The 20,218-nt window shown below is 48.0% G+C and carries 14 protein-coding genes; 4 read left to right on the forward strand and 10 right to left on the reverse strand.

Annotation, left to right across the window (positions count from 1 at the left end; translation table 11 throughout):
- Positions 1-4: 4 nt before the first annotated feature.
- Positions 5-1,525, reverse strand: a complete 1,521-nt coding sequence (locus tag H70357_RS22025) for a sugar ABC transporter ATP-binding protein (protein ID WP_038594148.1) — start codon at positions 1,523-1,525, stop codon at positions 5-7.
- Positions 1,526-1,621: 96 nt separating this feature from the next.
- Positions 1,622-2,725 carry a sugar ABC transporter substrate-binding protein gene (locus H70357_RS22030; protein ID WP_038594151.1) on the reverse strand — a complete coding sequence of 368 codons (1,104 nt, stop codon included), beginning with the start codon at positions 2,723-2,725 and terminating at the stop codon, positions 1,622-1,624.
- Positions 2,726-2,981: 256 nt separating this feature from the next.
- Here H70357_RS22030 and H70357_RS22035 point away from each other — a divergent pair, with 256 nt between their 5' ends.
- A complete protein-coding gene (locus H70357_RS22035; RefSeq protein ID WP_052092185.1) occupies positions 2,982-4,019 on the forward strand; it encodes an asparaginase in 1,038 nt (345 codons plus the stop codon).
- Positions 4,020-4,194: 175 nt separating this feature from the next.
- Here H70357_RS22035 and H70357_RS22040 read toward each other — a convergent pair whose 3' ends face one another.
- The 4 genes from H70357_RS22040 to H70357_RS22055 all read right to left on the reverse strand — a co-directional run bounded on the left by H70357_RS22040 (position 4,195) and on the right by H70357_RS22055 (position 13,258).
- Positions 4,195-4,881 (reverse strand): cyclase family protein, encoded by a 687-nt coding sequence (locus H70357_RS22040; RefSeq protein ID WP_038594154.1) that lies wholly within the window; start codon positions 4,879-4,881, stop codon positions 4,195-4,197.
- A gap of 227 nt (positions 4,882-5,108) precedes the next feature.
- Positions 5,109-10,538 (reverse strand): diguanylate cyclase, encoded by a 5,430-nt coding sequence (locus tag H70357_RS22045; RefSeq protein WP_038594157.1) that lies wholly within the window; start codon positions 10,536-10,538, stop codon positions 5,109-5,111.
- A gap of 13 nt (positions 10,539-10,551) precedes the next feature.
- Positions 10,552-11,718, reverse strand: a complete 1,167-nt coding sequence (locus tag H70357_RS22050) for a hypothetical protein (RefSeq protein ID WP_038594160.1) — start codon at positions 11,716-11,718, stop codon at positions 10,552-10,554.
- Between the two features lie 442 nt (positions 11,719-12,160).
- Positions 12,161-13,258, reverse strand: coding sequence for a winged helix DNA-binding domain-containing protein (locus tag H70357_RS22055; protein ID WP_038594163.1), 1,098 nt, complete (start codon positions 13,256-13,258; stop codon positions 12,161-12,163).
- Between the two features lie 174 nt (positions 13,259-13,432).
- Between H70357_RS22055 and H70357_RS22060 the strand changes: the two genes are divergently transcribed.
- From H70357_RS22060 to H70357_RS22070, 3 genes are all read left to right on the forward strand, one after another.
- The gene (locus H70357_RS22060) at positions 13,433-14,347 is read left to right on the forward strand and encodes an apurinic/apyrimidinic endonuclease family protein (RefSeq protein ID WP_231578303.1); all 915 of its coding nucleotides are present in this window, start codon (positions 13,433-13,435) and stop codon (positions 14,345-14,347) included.
- 176 nt (positions 14,348-14,523) lie between these two features.
- The gene (locus H70357_RS22065) at positions 14,524-14,952 is read left to right on the forward strand and encodes a VOC family protein (RefSeq protein WP_038594169.1); all 429 of its coding nucleotides are present in this window, start codon (positions 14,524-14,526) and stop codon (positions 14,950-14,952) included.
- Positions 14,953-15,191: 239 nt separating this feature from the next.
- On the forward strand, positions 15,192-15,596 hold the full coding sequence (locus H70357_RS22070) for a CBS domain-containing protein (RefSeq protein ID WP_038594172.1): 405 nt from the start codon (positions 15,192-15,194) through the stop codon (positions 15,594-15,596).
- A 64-nt stretch (positions 15,597-15,660) separates the two neighbouring features.
- On the opposite strand, the gene H70357_RS22075 is transcribed toward H70357_RS22070, so the two are convergent.
- The 4 genes from H70357_RS22075 to H70357_RS22090 form a co-directional block, all read right to left on the reverse strand.
- Positions 15,661-15,939, reverse strand: coding sequence for an STAS domain-containing protein (locus H70357_RS22075; RefSeq protein ID WP_038594175.1), 279 nt, complete (start codon positions 15,937-15,939; stop codon positions 15,661-15,663).
- 1 nt (position 15,940) lies between these two features.
- Complete coding sequence (locus H70357_RS22080; protein WP_038594178.1) at positions 15,941-17,950, reverse strand: methyl-accepting chemotaxis protein; 2,010 nt, start codon at positions 17,948-17,950, stop codon at positions 15,941-15,943.
- Positions 17,951-18,255: 305 nt separating this feature from the next.
- On the reverse strand, positions 18,256-18,648 hold the full coding sequence (locus tag H70357_RS22085) for an ATP-binding protein (protein WP_038594180.1): 393 nt from the start codon (positions 18,646-18,648) through the stop codon (positions 18,256-18,258).
- 15 nt (positions 18,649-18,663) lie between these two features.
- On the reverse strand, positions 18,664-20,091 hold the full coding sequence (locus tag H70357_RS22090; protein WP_052092186.1) for a SpoIIE family protein phosphatase: 1,428 nt from the start codon (positions 20,089-20,091) through the stop codon (positions 18,664-18,666).
- Between the last annotated feature and the right edge of the window lie 127 nt (positions 20,092-20,218).

Consider the following 20,218-nt stretch of genomic DNA (forward strand, 5'->3'; position numbering starts at 1 on the left):
CCTCCTATTGCGTAGCAAGTTTCATTATTTTTTCTTGATCTGCGTCCTTTGCGGACAGCTCGCCTTTGATTTTGCCCTCGGCCATGACATACACGCGGTCACTCATTCCAAGCACTTCAGGCAGCTCCGAGGAAATCATGATGATGCTCATACCCTCGCTGATCAGCTTGTTCATAATCGTATAAATTTCAAATTTCGCTCCGACGTCAATGCCGCGTGTAGGTTCGTCCAGAATGAGCAGGGTCGGTCCTACAAACAGCCATTTGCCAAGGGAAACTTTCTGCTGGTTGCCGCCGCTTAAATTACCGACCAGCTGTTCAACAGACGGGGCTTTGATATTCATGGATTTTTTGTATTCGTTCGAAATCTTCACTTCTTCATTGGTGTTGATCATTCCCTGCGAAGAAATGGCCTCAAGATTAGAGACTGAAATATTTTGCTTGATATCCTGAATCAAAAATAAGCCGTCGCCTTTCCGGTCTTCCGTCACATAGGCGATTCCCGCATTGATTGCGTCTTTGGTGTTCTTAAATACTTTTTTGGCGCCGTTCATATATAAGTCGCCATGTATTTTATAGGATTTCGGATTGCCGAAGATGCTTTGTGCCAATTCCGTCCGGCCTGAGCCCATCAGACCGGCGATGCCGACGATCTCGCCCTTTTTCACGTGGATGTTCACATCCTTGACCACATCCCGGCCCAGCTTGGGGTCAAATGCCGTCCAGTTCTTGACCTCCAGCACATCATTTCCGAAATGCTCAGTATTCCGTTTAGGGTAGATATCATCGATGTCACGGCCGACCATGTTCTTGATAATTACACTTTCCGATATTTCATTCTTGGCAGCATCAAGCGTGCATATCGTCCGTCCATCGCGAAGCACGGTGACATGATCCGCTATGGCAATGACTTCCTTCAATTTATGGGAGATCATGATGCTGGTAATTCCTTGTTTCTTCAGTTCTCTCAGCAGTTCCAGCAAGTTCTCACTATCATCTTCATTAAGCGCGGCTGTTGGTTCATCGAGAATAAGCAGCTTCACATCCTTGCTGAGCGCCTTGGCGATTTCGACCAGCTGCTGCTTGCCGACACCCAAATCCTTAATCAGCACTTCAGGATTGACGTTAAGATTCACTTTCTTCAGCATTTCCTTCGCTTTGACAATCGTCTGATTCCAATCAACAATTGCGCCTTTCTTCACTTCGTTCCCGGCAAAAATATTCTCATAAACGGTTAGATCCGGAAACAGGGCTAACTCCTGATATATAATTGCGATCCCGGTTCTGACGCTGTCGCTAATTCTGCCAAAGCTCTGCACGTTGCCTTCGTAGACAATATCTCCTGAATATGTTCCATGCGGATACACCCCGCTAAGCACCTTCATGAGTGTGGACTTGCCGGCACCGTTCTCGCCGACCAGACAGTGAATCTCGCCTTTGCTAACTTTGAAATTGACATTCGAGAGTGCCTTTACGCCGGTGAATTCCTTGGAAATATTGTTCATTTCTAAAATATATGGATTCATAATTAGCTTGTGCTCCTTCACAAAACAAGTCTTAGAATAGAGGAATAGTGATAGATGTATCTATCACTACTCCGTCTAAACTATGTTCAGGTGCGTTTACAGTCCCGTGAACTCGCTGGCTTCGTAATATTTGGAATCAATGAGTGCTGCTTTGACATTGTCCTTGTCAACGACTTGAACATCGGTTTGCTTCGCTTGTACTTCAATCTTGCCGTTATCGTAGGAGCCGGTTGTTTCAGGCGTTTTGCCGTCGAGAATGGAAACCCCCATGTTGATTGCATCTTTAACGAGGTTGCGGACATCCTTGAACACGGTCATTGATTGTTTGCCGTCAATGACGTATTGGATGGAAGCCTTCTCAGCATCCTGGCCGGAAATGATGAAGCTGGTCACTGCGGAATCCGAAGCGAATACGTCAGCAATGGAACGGGCTGTGCCGTCATTTGGAGCAAGGATGGCCACATCGCCCTTTTGATCAGCGCTTGCAGCGGTCAAGTGAGTTTGTGCTTTGTTCTTGGCTTCGTTGGCATCCCAGTTTGTGGTCACCTGGCTGATGATTTTACTGCGTTCCTCACGGGTCAGCTCTGCTTTATCCTTCAGAGCAACAGCTTCACTGGAGTTGGCGATGGTGAATGTGCCGTCAGAAATCTTCGGCTGAAGCACAGACCAAGCGCCTTCAAAGAACAGAAATGCGTTGTTATCCGAAGCTGCACCCGCGTACAAATACAATGGCTGGCCTTTGCCTTTGGCATGATCCACCAGGTATTGGGCTTGTGCTTTACCTACTGCGATGCTGTCAAAAGTTACATAGTAGTTAACGGCATCCGTGTTGTTAATCAGGCGGTCATAGGCTATAACCTTGATGCCTGCTTTTTGAGCGGCCTCAGCTGCTGCAGCGGCGGCATCACCGTCTTGCGGACAAATGATCAGGACTTTAATGTCTTTGGCAATCAAGGCCTCTACGTTTTCTTTTTCTTTAGCAGAAGAACCTTGGCTGAACAGGATCTCCGAGGTATATTTGGTGTCTTTCAGCGCATCCTTGAATCTTTGCTCATCCTGCACCCATCTCGGCTCATCTTTAGTCGGCAGCACGATGCCTACATCCACCTTACCGCCTGCACCGTTACCGCAAGCGGATACCAGCACGGCAAGCATCATGGCTACAAGCAATAATGGTATCGCTCTCAAAGACTTTTTCATTCTAAAAAACCCCTCCCTATATTTGGCTGCTGCTGTTCTTTCATCCTGATGTTATCATTTGAGCTATCCACCCGGAATAGAAAATTCTCCTTTGTTTCTTGAATATCCTCACATCACGGTCCAGCACTTTTTTTCATCATAAAATACTGCACATGGCTATTTATTATAGGAAAGGTTTGATACAATTCTATTGACTTGTTAATGGCATAACATTAGCTTTCTCACATAATAGATTGACCTGAAAGGAAACGAAGAGATGATTATTCCAATCCCTGAAGTGAATTTTGACGCTTCCCCTTACTATAATCCCGTGCTTAAAAATGTGGTCATTCTGGCTACCGGCGGCACCATTGCCGGAAGTGGAGAAGCCCACAAAACATTGAATTACGAACCCGGCGCCCTGCCGATACAAGACCTGCTGGACAGTGTTCCCCATCTGGAGCGGATCGCAAATTGCGCCGGAGTACAGGTCAGCAACCTTTGCAGTGCCGACATTACCAGCGACCACTGGCTGACGTTGGCTACATTGATCAACACTCTTGCCCTTCGTGAGGATATTCACGGATTCGTCATTACGCACGGAACCGACACTCTTGATGAAACCTCTTATTTCCTGAACCTGGTTATCAAAACCGACAAGCCGGTGATTATTACCGGATCAATGCGGCCTGCAACTGCGATCAGCGCAGATGGCCCACTGAACCTGTTCCAATCGGTAGCGTTGGCAGCGAATCCGGACGCTTCCGGTCAAGGAGTTATGGTTGTTTTTGCAGAGGGGATCTACAGCGGCAGAGATGTGCAGAAGGTGAATACCTTTAAAGCCAACGCCTTTGACGAGCGGGATTTCGGCTGCCTGGGCTACATGCGCGACAGTCAGGCTTTCTTCTATACAAGATCCCTTAAAAGGCATACCACTGCAGCACAGTTCGACGTATCGGCTCTGAGTGGATTGCCTGAAGTGTCTGTCGCTTATTTCCACGTCGATGCCGATCCGGGCATTCTAGATTACCTGGCTACGATCTCCAAAGGAATTGTAATTGCGGGAGCGGGCGGAGGAATATACAGCAAACCATGGATTGATAAAGTCGGGAAACTTAAGAACAACAACATTCCGGTCGTCCGCTGCTCGCGGATCTCCAGTGGAATTACGCTGAAGGATTCTTACATTGACCTTTCTGCCAATTCGATTCCCTGCAACAGCCTGGTGCCGCAGAAAGCGAGAATTCTCCTGTCGCTGGCACTGACGCAAACTGTACAGTACGATGAAATTGCCACAATGTTCAATGAGTACTAAGAGTTAAACAACAAACCGCCCGTGGATTGTCCACGGGCGGTTTGTTGTAGTTATAAAAGACAAACTACGCAAATCACTTATTCTTCTTCATATCCGAGCGCCTTTACGCTCATCTTCTCTATGTATGCCGCTATTTCTTCCCCGGACGGATCGTCCGCACATTCCTTGTTAGGCTTTATTCTTCAATTTCAACGATGATGTTAACAATAGATGCATCGTGGTTTTTAATACGAAGCGGAGCTGTAAAGGCAGAAATTAGCTTTTTGCCAACCAACGGCGCTGGATTAATGTCTTCATAAATGAGTATTGTCTTCTCTTTATACTTTTCATGATCTAAGAAGGCATGGTGGACAAAATAACCGTTTCTTTTGGCTTCACTCATATTCTCAATGCTCAAGGTATCAATAGCCACCGCTTTGCAGTTTGGCAACTTCGTCCGTATGTATTCAGCGGCTTCAGGAGAGACAGCGGGGAAATTATTGGCGTATATCCCGAAATCAGTATCCCGGTGTTTCCAATGACTCGTGTTGAAAATCAGAAGATCCGCTTCATTCAGTTCTTCATATTCCTCGAGTTTCTCAACGGTGATAAAGCCGTTCGGGCCAAGCGGGCAATCAATTAACAGCGGCTTTCGGTAAATGAAATCTTCAATCGGAATAGCATCTATTCCCTTACCGTTATTCATGTGATGCCATGGGGCATCGACATGGGTACCGGCATGAAGATAAATACTTAACACACTTCCGTTCCAGTCATCCCCTTTGTCCAAGCGCTCTTTAGGCTCTAATTTCACTTCTGGCAATCCTGGAAAAACAGGCATTCCTTCATAAATTGGATAACCAATTTCGACGTATTTTGACATATTAAGCTGCTCCTGTAGTTTAGTTATAGTTTTGTGCCATGCAGCTCCAAGCAGATTCAGCAGTGTCACTACCACAATAATACTTGAACTTAAGCGCTAACGGAAGCATGGGGAAGCAGCCTCACCGCAGAATAGATAGAGATGTTAGGCTAGTTTTTTTGCGGGTTCAGAGCAGACAGCAAAACCTCCGCAACCTTACGGCTCTGGAGGTTCTGAAAGAGAATTGGCTATTCAAACAGCGTCACACAGTTTCTGCCCGCTGCTTTGGATTGATACAGCGCATCGTCGCCGAGCTTGTAAATATCCTCTTCGCGAAGGTTATCGACGCGAACTGCGGCAACACCTATGGATACCGTTATGATTCCGTGCTCTGGACTCAGCGAATGTTCGATCCGCAGATCGGCGATGCTTCTTCTGATGTTTTCAGCATACTCGCGGGATTGCCACGGAGTGAATCCGGGCACCACGATGCCAAATTCCTCACCGCCTAACCGGAACGCGAAGCCGTCGGCACGTTCAGCCAATTGCTGTAGCAGACTTCCTACCTGCCGGAGTACGCTGTCTCCTTCATAATGACCATACGTATCATTGAATTTTTTGAAATAATCAATATCCAGCATCAGATAAGTCAGATTATTTTTATCCTTTGCCGCTTTCTCCACTTCATCGAGGAATAATTTGTTGAAATACCTCCGGTTATATAGACCTGTCAACTCGTCGGTTATCGATATCTCTTCGATCAGCTGGATATATTTATTCAGTTCCTCGTTGTTCAGCTCCAGCTCCTTAGTCCGCTCCACAACCAGTTCCTCCAAATGATCCTTATGCCGTCTCAGCTCCTCCTCCGCCTTTTTGCGCTCGGTAATATCCTTTACGGTGCCTTGAACAGCCGGTTTGTTCATATAGGTAATAAGAGTCGCCTTATGAATGACAATAATTTCACGACTTTTGTCCTTATGCATCAATTTGGTCTCATACTCAAATGGCGCCTGCTTGCCCTCAACCCGTCTGGAGTAATAATGCAGAACCTTTTCCCGTTCAGCTGGACTCACGAAGTTCTCAAAATGCTGCTCCAGCATCTCCTCCGTGTGGTAGCCAAGCATTTGTGCCAGCGCTTCATTTGCGTATTTGCATTTTTTGTCCTGCGTAATAAAGATTCCGTCCTGCAGATTGCCCACCAGCTCACGGTATTTCTCTTCGGAGCGCTCCAGTTCGGAGTAAAGGCTGGCATTCTCCAGCGAGAAGACCATTTCTCTGGACAGAAGATTGATAATCTTCATCCGTTCCTTCGTAAATAGGCCTGTCACCAGGTTATTCTCCAGGTAAATAATCGCGATGGTCTTGTTCTGGTTGATCAGCGGCATGCAGACGAGCGATTTGGGACGGTGCTTGACGATATAAGGATCATTAACGAACGGGGTCTCGGAATAGGCATCATTGTAAATGACTGTTTCCCTGCTCTCCTCCACCAGCCTTACTATCGAATCCGGCAGATTGTCATACCTCTTATGATCCTGCACGGCTACCGTGATTTTATCTTCCTCCGGCTGATACTCCCCTTCCACCAGCAGACCGGTCTTGGAGGTCATCAGGATAAAACCCCGCTGGGCCCCGGCATTTTTGATGACAATCTGCATGAGCGCTTCCAGCAGATTATTCAGCTCAATTTCCTTAGAAATAGCCTGAGAGGCCAAGATCATCGAATTCAGATCAATGCTTTCGGTATAATCCGAGACCGTGCGCCCGTGCATAAATTCCTTGGTGTTGATTTTCTTGACGATATCCGGGTAGCGTTCGTTAATAAACCTGATCTTCTCCTTCGCCCCCCAGACGGAATAATAATATACCGATTGTCTGAGCAGATAGGCTGCGAACTCTTTGAAACCCTTGTTGTAGTAAAAACGGGCCGCCAGCTCATTGGTCAGCGCCTTATATCTCACGAAGCTGCCCTGTTCACTGGTCTCAATCGCCAGGTCGTAGTAATGCCCCGCTTTCTCGTCCTGCCGGGAGATCCGTGCCCATTCGGCCTTCATCAGATATTCATGCTGGCGGAAGGTATGCGGTGCATGCCTGGCCCACTTGCGGACCCGGCGGAACTCCTTGCGCATTCTGCTCCGGGCCTTCTTTTTATCCAGAAAATTCAGATCCTTGTAACTGTAAGCCAGGTTAAGGAACGTGTAGAGGGCGAACTCCTCCATAAAAGCCGAGCCGGCAAGTGTGCCGATAATCGGGTAGGCTTTATCTATATACTCCATGGCCTCCCGGTAGCTCTCGTAGGTGAACAATAGCTTCATTTTATAAATATAATAGATGGCGATTCCGGAAAAATAATTGGCCTCCGTAAGCTCCCGCAAATAGACTTTTTCACTGAACTCATCCCCGTCAAAAGAATGGTTGTCCGCAAGCTCACCGGCCAGATTCAGTAGATACTGCCGGGCCAGCTGCGCTGTCGCAAGGGACTCCTTATACTTCGTATTCTCGATCATCGCAAGGGTCCGGCTGCTTTCCTGCAGGTTCGCGGCAATATCCATTGACGGATTCCAGAGATTTACGTAGAAGGAGGAGTGGGCCAGATACAATAAATCCCCTGTCCGCAGGCTTGCTTCTATGGATGTGGTGAACCAGTCCTGCAGCGTGTCCCAAGGCTCCGTCCAGGCGTGAGAGAACAGGGTGTATAGTACATATGTCGCGCCCTTCCACTGCTGGTCATTGAACTTGTCATTCATTCGTATGCCCAGTCTTCCATAGTCAAAAGCTCCCTTGCTGTCCCCAAATCCGGATAACAGCATGGCATAGCCGACAAAAGCAAGTGCCGATTCCGGAGCATTGCCGTAAGTCAGCGTGAGCCCAACCTTCTTCAGTACAACTAAGCCAAAAAGTGAGGTCTCCCCGGAAATAAAGGCTGGTGGAATGAAGTTAATCAGCAGTCTCATGATCAGCTTCATTTCCGGCTCCTTCATCTCAGCCGCCGCAAAAATATCCTCGGCCGGTCTCCCGCGAAGTGCAGTCTTGATCTTCACAAGCTCCTTAAGCACGGAGCCCATACCAACCTTCTCCGGGATGTTCATTCCCAGTACAGCCAGGCCTTGTCTGCCCGATTGAATTGATTCCTTCATCAAGCCCAGATACATATAGTGATTAGCCTGCATCTCGTAAATTTGCGCAAGGGCCATTCTGTCTTCCGTATGCTGGATTAGAATTGAACAGGCTCTGTCTGCCGCTTCAGTATGATGGGTGAGGTAGCCGCATTCCGCATAGAGCTCATAGATTTCCGCCGTCTGAAGCCGATCTTCGGTCCAGGCATCCTCCGGCAGCAGCTTTTTTGCCGTCTCCAGCAGCACATAAGCCGATTCATAGCCAAACCCGGCTTTTGCTTTGCGGGCTGCCTTCAGATTAAGCAGAATTACCCTGCTGATTTCCAGCTTATCGCCAATCAGCTCCAGCCCTTTGTTCAGATGTGCGGCGATATCGACGATTTTATCCTCCGCTTCCTCAGGCGTCAGCTTATCCAGCATTAGCCGCCCGATCTTCAGATGCAGCGCTTTGCTCTTGTCCTCGTTCAGCATCTGGTAGAACGCCTGCTGAATCCGGTCATGGGAGAATCTGAACGGGATGTCGGCCAATTGCAGCAGATCTTCCTCCGCATCGGCGAGCAGACCTGAGAATAGGCCATAACGGTAGTCGGCAGGGTGAATGAACTCTCCTTCCACCGCCGCAGCGATACAGCCGGCAAGGACTTCCCGCGGCTCTTCCGCAATCAATGTCAGCATGCCATAATCAAACACATTGCCAATGGCAGCACCAAGCATCAAAATTCTGCGCAGATCTTCCGGCAAGGTGATCAGCTTCATCATTAGAAATTCGACGATATTGTCATTGATCGGGAGGTTTACAATTTGCTGAAGCTGCCAGCTCCACTCACCTTGCCGCTCATCAAAATGCAGGTACCCGGTTTTATTAAGATCCTTCAGAATTTCGCTGATAAAAAAAGAGTTGCCCTTGGTACGCTTATAAATAACCTCTGCAAGCTGTCTGACGTTGTCTGTACCCGTATAGAGTGTATCGGCAATCAGACTTTGCACATGACTCAAGGACAAAGCTCCCAGCTTAATTTCATCAACTTCCCTGCTTTTCTCCATTTTCATCTTAGAGGTAAACAGCGGATGACCAGCAGGTATTTCGTCGTGCCTGTAAGAACAGACAACAAAAACTTTCCGCAGCTGGTTATCCAGCACCAACCTCTCCACAAGCTGAAGGCTCGAGAAGTCCGCCCATTGCAGGTCATCCAGGAACAGGACCAGCGGTCTCTCGTTCCTTGTTATTCCTTCGATGAACTTAGCAAATGTGAGGAAGAACCGGTTCGTCTCCTCTGCGGGATTAAGCGGCGGGGGCTCTATCTCCGGCTGATCGCCGATGAACAGGCTGAGCTCCGGGATCAAACCGGCAATCAGGCTGCCATTTCCGTCCAGCGCCTTGGTCAGAGCGCCTCCGATATATTGTTTGTAATCCTCATCCGGGCTGTCCAGCAGCTGGCTGATCAACTTTCGGAACGCCTGAATCAAAGCACTGTAAGGGATATGCCTGTTGTACTGGTCGAACTTGCCTTCGGCGAAAAGGCCCTTCTCCTGGCTAATGTATTGATGCAGTTCGTGAACCAGCGCAGTTTTGCCCACTCCGGCGTCTCCCGTTACGAACATAATCTGCGGATTGCCCCGGACACAACGCCGGAATGCATCGGAAAGACAGGCTACTTCCGCTTCCCTGCCGTACAGCTTTTGCGGGATGCGGAATAGATTCAGCCGATCCTCGCTGCCGATCACAAACTCCTCGTTTCCTGCGAGACATTTTTTCAGATCCGCTTTAATTCCGTAAGCACTGCGGTATCTATCTTCAGCGGATTTCTCCATGAGTTTCATGATGATAGCGGACAGGACAGGTGAGACCTTGCCGCCGGTTGCTTTATAGGGGGGAACGGCTTCCTTGGCGATAATGGAATAAATCTGCTCCAGCATTTCCTCCGAGTCATGCGGCTTTATGCCGGTCATCATCTCGTAGAGCACAACACCAAACGAATAATAATCACTCCGGTAATCAATATTCCGGCTCATTCTTCCCGTCTGTTCCGGGGAAATATAGTGCAGGCTCCCTTCGAGTACACCGCTGTTCTGAAACTCCGGCCTCTCCTTGGACAGCTTCACGGCAAGATCGAAATCAATGATCTGCACGAGATTCCGTTCCCTGTTCCAAATGATATTCGAGGGTTTGATGTCCTTATGGATTACATTCTGTTCATGTATCGCTCCCAGAATATCAATAACCTGAATCGCCAGCTGCAAAAGCGTGTGCTGATCCGGTGAATCTTCAGCCATAATCCTCTTAAGCGACCGTCCACCGGTATCCTCCAGCACCATAATGTAGCACCCGTTCTGCTCTACCAGCTTGTAAGGCCGAATAACCCCCGAAGCCGTTTCACTCAGCTCTTGAAGCAGCCTGAATTCCTGTTTGAACCGCATCACAGCTTCCGGACCGGCAAACTCCGACTTCAGCACTTTCAGAATGACCGTAATACCTGATGCAGCATCTGCGCACCTGTAGACCGATTTGATAACGTTGTCGGAAATAGTTTCCAGAAGCTGATAGTTTTCAAATGCAATCATGCCCACTCCACCTTTAGCTCTTGTCTCCCGTTACTTCAAAATCGGCATCAAATTTAAACACATAGGCGGCGATCAGCCACATAATCCAACAGTTCAGGCCAAAAAATAGATACCCGTAGTAGCCCAAAATCGGCATTTCGGAAAAAATATGGAACTTATCCAGATAAGGCACAGAATATTTCCAATAATTCGGATTTACGGGCATTGAATCGTGGAACCACTCGCTGCCAAAGTTCCAGAACTCCCAGAAGAATCCGTTGCACAAAGTGGCCAGTGCTATCAGAATAACCTTGGACCAATCTCCGTTCTTGATGGATGTAAACGGGGTCCAGAAGCCGGCAAGCGCCATAGCGGCAGACAACATCGGGACAAGAGCCACCCAAAGTACCCAGAACAGCAAATAGGGGTAATACCCCATACCAAAGGCCAAAATCAGTCCAAGGACATAATAAATAATCAGAAAAGTTCTGGAGACCGTAAATTTCGGCCCGTTTTTGTAGCGCTCCCTAAGCGCCCTGAAAGTCTTGAGCAGCATGTACCATTCAACAATTGCCGGAAGAACGGTAGTATAGGACAAAGAAAACCAGAACACATTACCAAAGTTCGAGAAGACCTCTTTATTGGGATAATACCAGTTTTCGATCACAAAAAAATTAAGATATTCAAAAGCGAACCAGCTGAAGCAGGACACCACAGCCAGCAGCTGCATCAGTTGAGGCTTGCGGGAAATAATCGAAACTCCGTTAGTTCTTTTATAAACCAATCCGTCCAAAATCAAAATAAATGACCACCACAATGGAACAAACGTGTAGGATTCCAACGAAAACGGCAGCTTGAGCCGTGCCCACATCAGAAACCAGCTGAGTGCAAGCACCGGCAGACTCCACCAGAACCAGACGGGAAATCCGGTTGCTGGAGCCTGCGGCTCAGGTATCCGCTGAGTCTTCTTGAACCCAAACCAGCGGGGAAATAACAGCACCAGGGTAATAAGTAAAGCCACAATACAGGCCAGGGAGAAATAGATCAGGCTGAACCCCGGATCGTTCTCCACCTTTTGTGCGGGAAACTCACCATAACCTGCGGGCAACCCCTTCCACTGAGCCAAACTGCCCAGTAAAGGCAGAAGAAAAATCAACCCAAACGTAACAACCAAAAAAAATGTTTTCCGCCCTGTTTTCATTGTCTCTAACCCCTCTTATGCACGGATTTCAAAAGTCGAATTTTGCTGGCACACACTCGCTATCTATTCGATAGTCCTCCAATTTATTCCTGCTAGCGTGATCGGTTCTTTCAACTTCTAGTCATACTTTTCAGCTTTTTTCACAAGTGGAAACGGCTTCGCCGTCCTCAAAAGGACGGTATCCGTTTCAGCGAGAAATAGAAGGATAATTTATAGCGTGAAGCATACTAATTCTTATATTTTAAAAAAGGTCCCGCCGGCCAATCTTGGCCAGAGGAACCCTTAGGAAACATCCGCCTTCGGCGGCATACTCCATGGGATCAACGAACGCATTATCCTGAATCGTTGTTTTCCATGATTTATTGAGCACATTCATATAATAAGAGCAGTGTCCAAAATGATTTACAACGTTGGCCTTACGGGCAATCCAGCGGTTTTCGGCTTATATTTCTTTCATATCAAGCTTGGTGAGCGGGAGTCCCAGAAAAGCAGCATAACGTCCGGCAGCCTCTTCCAACTGTTCTTTGAGGACGCCGTCCAAGGATCTAAAGGGGGATAACATCAGCTCGGCACCTTTTTTCTTGAGGCTGCGTTTCCATATCCCGATGACCTGTCCATCCCATACAATCGTCGGCATAAATACACCGTTGTTGCCGGGAACAATTAGCGGAGCGGTCTCCGGCTCAAGGACCGCACTGCGGTCCTTGTAGCCCAGAATATACTCATCGAAACCCGGAAGCAGATAGACAGCGGAAGATTTACCGGTCTCTGTTCCGTCACCAGGTGTATTCGGCATCCAGTACTCACCGGATTCTATAACTTCGCTTATAAGCTCGTTGCTCACCGCGTCCAGTCCTGCTCTGGCATCCGTAACCGTCATGCCTGTCCACCAGGCGAAATCATGTACGGTTGCAGGCCCATGGGTCGTAAAATACCGCAGGGCAAGCTCAGCAAGTGATTCATCGAAGGACAGCTCCCTGGACCCGGTTACCCATTCATCCAGCAGGACGAAGGTTTGCTGCTTGCCGTGCAGAGGCCCAAAACAAATTAATGCGTTATACGCGCAGTGCCACAGGATATGGTAGCCCCGTTGGCTGGCAGTGCTGATCCCCTCTTCCTCCAGCAGCCGAAGCAGATCAGGGCGCGTAACACACCGCCCTCCTTTTAAGGCATGATAGAGGATCCTTCTGCAGCGCTCCAAAGTCTTGTCGTCCAGCTCCAATTGTTCCAGCCTGCGTTTTGTCGCCCGCAGCAGCCGTGGAGCGCATAGCTGAAGCATCCACTTCACATCTTCAGGCGGTACACAATGAATGGTCCCGCGAAGTGACCAGGTCAGAAGAATTTTCCGTTCCGTGATGGCCCGCTCCACATCGGCCAATCCTGCCGATGCTGTGCGCAAGCCGATAGCCCAGACCGCCTGCATATAGTCCTGTGCCTGCAGCGCACCTAGTGCCCTTACGACCTGTTCCGGCTGCTCGAACGCGGGACTGCTGATGTGCTGGTTCAAGAGCCGAAGGCCGGCAATCCGCTTGTTAGTCACTTCTATTCTCCTTTGCTAAAACCTTTTGAAACCATTTCATTCCCCTAGTATATTGAACGGGCCGGTTAATTGTCTATCCGAAATACTACGGCCCAGGCAGGAAATTGGAAGTTGTCCAGCGAAGCTAATACCAAAAAATGACTTTAAAGCGAGGCGGTTAGACTGCAGCAGTATATGATTGGACAATATGGAGGGTTTGATTACGAGAAATTCCATAAAGACTTTAGAAACGGATTCTATGGAATAGAGGCTTGTTCATTCACCACCGCAGAAGATATGCAGCATTTAATCGAAGAATCGCGCACCAAAGGATTTCAGGTTGGCGTACATTTTCCGTTCCGGGCTGACGCCACCAGGCTACGCGATCCCCTCCTCCTCTCCACAGACGGGCAGGTACGTGAGGATGCCTATCAGCATGTCCGGGAAGAGCTGGATGTTCTGACAGCCCTTCATCCGGAATATATTCTTTTTCATTATCCGAAACCTGTGATTCTAGACGAACGTGTGAATTGGACAGGATGGCGGTTTGGAGATTCCCGGGAGTTTATCTATGAATCTGAAATCACGCTGGAAGAGCTGATAATGCGCAGCGAGCAACTCTTTGAATGGCTGAATGCACAGAGCCTTCAGTATCAATTTGTCCCCGTATTGGAATTTGATGCATTAAACAGATATATTTACGACAACGATTTTTTCGAGCAATTATTGATCCGGTACCCCCGGATTAAGCTCTGCCTGGATACTGCGAGGTTATTTTTGCAGGACAAGCTCGACCCGTATTTTGACGCCAGAGCCATCCTGAGAAAGTTTACCCGCTATGCAGGTCTGATCCACCTCTCCAATGTTCAGGTGAATGACAGCGTGCACAACAGCCACTATCCGGTTCTTCCGGAATTAAGCCCGCAAGACGGCTGGGCACCAATCGAGGATTATTTGCGGATTATCCGTGAGGAGAACAGTGACGTAAAAATCATGTTCGAGCACCGCTCCGACCTTATTTCAGAGGAACAATTGCAACGCTGTTATTTATGGGTTGACGGAATCCTGAACGGAGCAGCGCAGCCGGACAGCGGGAACATTTCATTCTGATGGTCAACTCTTCATGCGCAATATTACCTGAATTGACATGAATTTTGGGGTATTCATTGTATTTGTTCATTGCAGCTTGTAATATAGACCCGAAAGAATATTTTTCTATGGACAAGGCCATGATACAATATGGAAATATGCGCTTGGCTTAATTTAACATTAGAGGAGTGAAGCATGTGTCTGTTGATGTGTATTTGAATTTCAATGGGAACTGCCGTGAAGCTGTAGAGTATTATGCTGCGGTATTTGGTACAGAGGCTCCACAGATCATGACCTTTGGAGATTCGCCGCCAAACCCCGAGTATCCGCTTCCTGAAGAAGCCAAATCCTTAGTCATGCACTCCAGATTGAACATTGACGGCAGCAATGTAATGTTCTCTGATGTGTTTCCGGGCATGCCTTTTACGGTGGGGAACAATATCAGCCTCGCTCTCGTATCCCGCGATGAAGAGCAGCTCAAATCCTGGTTCAATCAGTTGAAAGAAGGCGGAACAGTAGTCATGGAGCTGCAGGAGACCTTCTGGAGCAAATGTTACGGCAGCCTGAAAGATAAATTCGGCATCGAATGGCAGATCAGCCACGAGAATGGCGAAGCAGGCAAGTAAGAACAATGCATGTTGATATCTAAAACAGAGAATATAGAATCCCGCTCGTTTTTCGCAGGGTCTATATTCTTTTTTTGTGGGCAAGAAATCACATTTCTTGAAATAAAAAAACAAGCTGAGACGGTTGTTACAGGTTCGAGGGAAGTTAAAAATCTTATTTATTAATGCGCTTACATACTAAACTATGGTTTAATTAAACTACCGCTACGCATTTATTCCACTGTAAAGGAGTCGAACCTATGGAAATATCCTCTTTTTTGCTGCCCAAAGATCAGGTCGCATTTATTGCTTCCTCCATATCCATGCTGGAAGCTATGGAGCAGCTGGAACAGCATTATTATTCTGCGATACCCATCATTGACGATGAAGGCAAATATGTTGGTACCTTATCAGAGGGCGACTTGCTATGGAAGCTGAAGAACACAGCGGACCTCGGCTTTGAGAATATGCGTGAGGTTACCGTAAGCGAGATCCAGAGACATGTGCATAATGAAAGCGTGGAAATTCACGCCCAGATGGAGGATATGCTTACACTCGCCGCAGACCAGAACTTTGTGCCTGTCGTCGATGGCGCCGGAGTCTTCCTCGGTATTATCCGCCGCAAGGATATCATTGAATATTACACCCGGAATATAACTGATTAATTCGTGAATTACAACTAAGGCCTCCCCCGCAGAAAGCGGTGGGAGGCCTTGGTTGTATTTTTGCTTATAATATCTCAAACACATTGGTCAGCCTTGTTAGTTCAAAGATCTTCAACACATTTGAATTCAAGGATTGCAGTCTGATCGTGCCGCCATTCTCCACGCATTTCTTATAAGAGCTGACAATCACCCCAAGCCCGGTGCTGTCGATAAACCGGCAGCCGCCGAAATCAAGCAGAAAACTTGAATATCCCGTGCTGATATAACTGCGGATATCTTCTCTAAACTTGCTTGCTTCTTCTACGGAAAACATCTCCGGCATTTCAATAATAATCTCGCTCATGTCATTTCCCCCTAATTATAAATTTCTCAACGAGGAATTCCAGCTCATTGGCCATGGCGCTGACCTCCTGGGCAGAAGAGACGAAATTGTTGACTGTCGCCGCTTGTTCCTCGGTTGCGCTGGATACACTTTCGCTGTTCATTGCCGCCAATTCCGAGATCGTGCCCATAGAGTCAATGAGCTTGATGATCTGATCCGAGGTAGCAACCTCGTCTTTGGTAATCTCCAGGATTTCCCGCACACTATCGTTAATCATCTCCACCGATTCAATGATATGGATAAATGCATGATCGGTTTCATTAACGATCCTCACTCCGCCCTCCACGGCTTCCGAGGCACCCCGCATCGAGCTCACAGCTTGCGCAATCCGGGAGACCATATCATGTACCAGCGATGAGATTTCGTTTGCCTGCCTGTGCGTTTCATCCGACAGCTTCCGCACCTCTCCGGCCACCACGTTGAAGCCGCGCCCGTGTTCTCCCGCTTTTGCAGCTTCGATGGCGGCATTCAGTGCCAATAAATTGGTCTGCTTGGCGATGGCATTAATGGTTCCGATAATAGTGGAAACTTTGCCGGACAACTCGCTCACAGTCTGCAGCTGCTCTTCTGTCTCCTTGGTGCTGCTGTTGATCGTATCCATCGCTTCAACCGTATTAATGACCTTGATTCTGCCATCCTGTGCTGCCCGGTTGGTGCTGTCCGCATTCAGGGAGGTCGCTGCCGCCTTGCTCTGAGCCAGCTGCACCAGACTGGAAAGCTGCACCAGAACCTGGGAGGCATTCACTACCGAATGGTTGTTATTCTCCGCACCGGCGGCAATTTCCTGAGTGCTGGAGCTGATTTCTTCAATCGACGCACTGATCTCCTCTGAAGAAGCCGCCATTTCTTCCGACATGGAGGTTAGAACCTCCGAGCCCGCCCTTACTTTCTCAATAATGGCTTCCTGCTTGTCAATCATTGCATTAAAGGAATCGCTAAGCGACTGCAGCTCATCCCCTGATGTGATGGCCGTATGTACTGTCAAATCGCCATCACCAGCCTGAGCCATGGCTTTCTCCAGCTTCTTGATTGGACTGATGATACTCCGGGTGGTGAAGAAATACCCTGCAAGAAGAGCTACCAGAATGAAGGCAATAACAACGATCAGTGTCGTATTTCGGATCTCTGTTGCAGACGCCATATATTCCCCGTAATTCGCAGTGGTCGCCACAACCCAGCTTCCTACAGGCTGAAAGGACACATATTTATAGACGCCTTCATAGGTATAAAAGCCATGGGAAGCTTTGCCGCTTTTCATAATCTGTACAAGCGCATTTAATTCCTTATTACTGTTGCCGTCCAGATTTTCTGTGAGAATCTTGCCTTTATCAGGATGATAAACCACAAGGCCTGTACGGTCGATCATATACCCGTATCCGCTCTCGCCAATTTTCACTTCGGCTACGGGCGCGGAAATGCTGTCAAAGACGATTGTCCCGATCAATACACCCTTAATAACATTATTCTGACGCAGCGGATGGGCAATCGCGACGATATGCTGATTAGTTTCCCTGGAGGTGAGGACATCGCTTATCGCCTCTTTCCCCTGAAGCGCCTGCTGAAAATACTCCCGGTCCTGCACATCCAGCTCTGGAGCTTCAGAACTGCTGGAAAGCAGCGCCTTTCCGTTCACATCAGCAACGATCAGCGATTCAAGCAGCTTGGCGTTGTCTTGCTGGATCCCGGAAAGATAACTGAAAGACGTCTTTCTTTCTCCCTCCGAGGCTGGACTTGCGGCGAAATCGGCCAGTGTGCTGTTTTTGCTGGCGATTTCAAGATAATTGCCTACCGCTTCAAGCTCGCTCTCAACAGACTTGGCGGCTGAACTTGTTGTTGTTCTTAATTCCTCTTCAATTGTCGTTTGCAGTGCATTTGCCGCTAGTTTGTAAGAGATGATACCGGAAACAAATAACGGCACGCTAATGATGAGGAACAAAAGAATGCTGATTCTAACCTTTAAACTTAACTTCACCGAATTCTCCCCTTTTCCATTCACAGAAAACAGTCCTCAGAAGAAAACCTGTCAACTATATAGATTGAACTTGTGGTTTTAGAGTACAGGATCAGTCGCAACTACGGTGAATATTTGGACTTCCGGCCGCTGTTGTCTTCAAATTTCTTGATTTTAACCGATATTAGCGGTAGAAATCCGAAGACTGCTTATGCTTTCGATGCTAGCTTTCCTTCGGAAAGCTTTCAGGCGGACACTACCGTTCCTCCAGTTCCAAAATCCCCCTCCGTTGCTCCTTTCCCTTTTCTCAAGTATTTAAGTTCAATCTATATAGGACATACATTCTTGCTGATGTACATCGTATTTCGGATCATCTCCACACTATCCGAGAAGCAGCTGATCAAGTACAGACCTCTTCCTCCGTCATCCAGCAGCTCGTCACTACTGATATCCTGCGGAATAACGAGATCCCGGCCGCCTTCTCCAGAGTCTTCGACCTGAAGCTTAAGCAGCTCATCTCTAAGCAAATACCGGATATAGATCGGCTTCGTGCAATCGCTGAGATTCCCGTGATAATACGCATTCGTAATAGCCTCAACCAGAATCAGACGGATATCAAAAGCATAGGCTTCCAAATCAAGCTCTTCGATAATTCCGTCAATAATTCCCTGTGTGTGCTCCAGTCCGTGAAGCAGCACTTCCTTATGTACAGCGTTCATAATTCACCCCTTGTCTCACTGGATATTCAGGCTCAGCCAGGTGCAGTCGTCCTGCAGACAAACGCCCGCAACCTTATCGTGCAAATATTCGTATTCACGGCCTAACTCCGCTTCTTCAAACAAAAGCTCCATACCGTCGCTATAGAAGCAGAAACGGTCACCCGATCCAAATGCAACAGCCTGCTGCTCAAATTCACTGTCGCTGAACATGCCCAGCGGAGCTCCTTTGACTGTTATTTGCTGGCCGGCCTGCGCTTTCGGCACATAGATGAATTCGTTGATCCCGGCCCCTGCTGCCTTAAGCACACTGGCGCCGAAATCGAGATGAAAGCAGCAGCCGGCAATATAATCCTCTCCCAGATACTGTCCCGCTTTCAGATTCAAATCCTTCAGAACCTGAACCGGCTCTATTGAAGTGAGCAGACTGTCCAGGAACAGCACACGCAGCGCGGAGATGCTTAATGCGGCCGAAATGCCTTTGCCGGTGACGTCACCGATGATTCCGATGACCTGTTCATCATCAATTTTGTGAAAGATGAAGAAGTCGCCGCTGAGTGTTGTAGCAGGAATGTAGATCTTGTCCAGCACTGCCCTGTTCTCCAGAGGAAAAGCAACGGCATGACGGTGTTCTTGAAGCTTGACCGCCCGTTCAAGTTCCTTTTTGTTCTCCGTAATATCCCTTAATACCAATTGCAGAGCTACTTCTTCTTCATATACAATCGGTACGCCCGAGATCTCCAGATCAAAAATATGTTTGTCATGCCGGATAAAACGCTGCTCGATCCGAAACCGGTCCTTCATGGAACCTTTGGTTTTTAGTTTTTTATACTCTGTGCTGCTAAGCGGTTCCTCGTAAAAAAAATCATCAATGCCCTTTCCAATCAGTTCCTTCTTCTTCCTGCCGAACATCTTCTCAGTTTGCTGATTTGCAAACAGAATCGTTCCCCCGCTGTAAACCAGAATGGCTTCAGGACAGAGATCAACCAGATCCCTGTAACGTTCTTCGCTTTCCCGGAGTCTTTGTTCGGAGCGGACCCGCTCGCTGACGTCATGAATAACGGTGTAGACACATGTCTTTCCTAACATCGTCATGATCCCCGTATGAATCTCCACCACTATGATCTGGCCTCCGGCCAACTGATGCCTGTCCATAAACACCTGGTTTCCCAGATATTCTCCGCCGGGCATCGCCTTATCCACGAAGTCCCGATCCCCAGCCTCACCCTCTGCATTCAAATCCGAGATATGAAGTTTTCTGAAATCACGGAGGCGGTAGCCATAGAAATCGCAGGCTGCCCTGTTCGCATCAACGATACTTCCGTCAGCCGGGTCAACCATCAAGGTAATTAAATGGTTATTCTCATAAATACAGCCATAGTGCTCCATACACTGCTGAGGGCTGGGTGCGCCATGCTGATTCTTGCAATGTTTGTCTGTTGCCATTTCTGATCCTCTATTCCCCTTCAGCCTTGAGTTACCATTATATTCATTCCCTCCCCATAAAACCGTGAATTCCGACACATTAAGACAAATAACCAAAAAAAATAAACCCGGTCAGCGCCATGACATG

Origin of the sequence: Paenibacillus sp. FSL H7-0357, assembly GCF_000758525.1 — a bacterium.
GTDB lineage: Bacteria > Bacillota > Bacilli > Paenibacillales > Paenibacillaceae > Paenibacillus_AQ.

Coding starts and splice junctions, on each gene's coding strand:
- H70357_RS22025 (WP_038594148.1), bottom strand. CDS start 1,525: ATGAATCCATATATTTTAGAAATGAACAATATTTCCAAGGAATTCACC.
- H70357_RS22030 (WP_038594151.1), bottom strand. CDS start 2,725: ATGAAAAAGTCTTTGAGAGCGATACCATTATTGCTTGTAGCCATGATG.
- H70357_RS22035 (WP_052092185.1), top strand. CDS start 2,982: ATGATTATTCCAATCCCTGAAGTGAATTTTGACGCTTCCCCTTACTAT.
- H70357_RS22040 (WP_038594154.1), bottom strand. CDS start 4,881: ATGTCAAAATACGTCGAAATTGGTTATCCAATTTATGAAGGAATGCCT.
- H70357_RS22045 (WP_038594157.1), bottom strand. CDS start 10,538: ATGATTGCATTTGAAAACTATCAGCTTCTGGAAACTATTTCCGACAAC.
- H70357_RS22050 (WP_038594160.1), bottom strand. CDS start 11,718: ATGAAAACAGGGCGGAAAACATTTTTTTTGGTTGTTACGTTTGGGTTG.
- H70357_RS22060 (WP_231578303.1), top strand. CDS start 13,433: ATGATTGGACAATATGGAGGGTTTGATTACGAGAAATTCCATAAAGAC.
- H70357_RS22070 (WP_038594172.1), top strand. CDS start 15,192: ATGGAAATATCCTCTTTTTTGCTGCCCAAAGATCAGGTCGCATTTATT.
- H70357_RS22075 (WP_038594175.1), bottom strand. CDS start 15,939: ATGAGCGAGATTATTATTGAAATGCCGGAGATGTTTTCCGTAGAAGAA.
- H70357_RS22085 (WP_038594180.1), bottom strand. CDS start 18,648: ATGAACGCTGTACATAAGGAAGTGCTGCTTCACGGACTGGAGCACACA.
- H70357_RS22090 (WP_052092186.1), bottom strand. CDS start 20,091: ATGGCAACAGACAAACATTGCAAGAATCAGCATGGCGCACCCAGCCCT.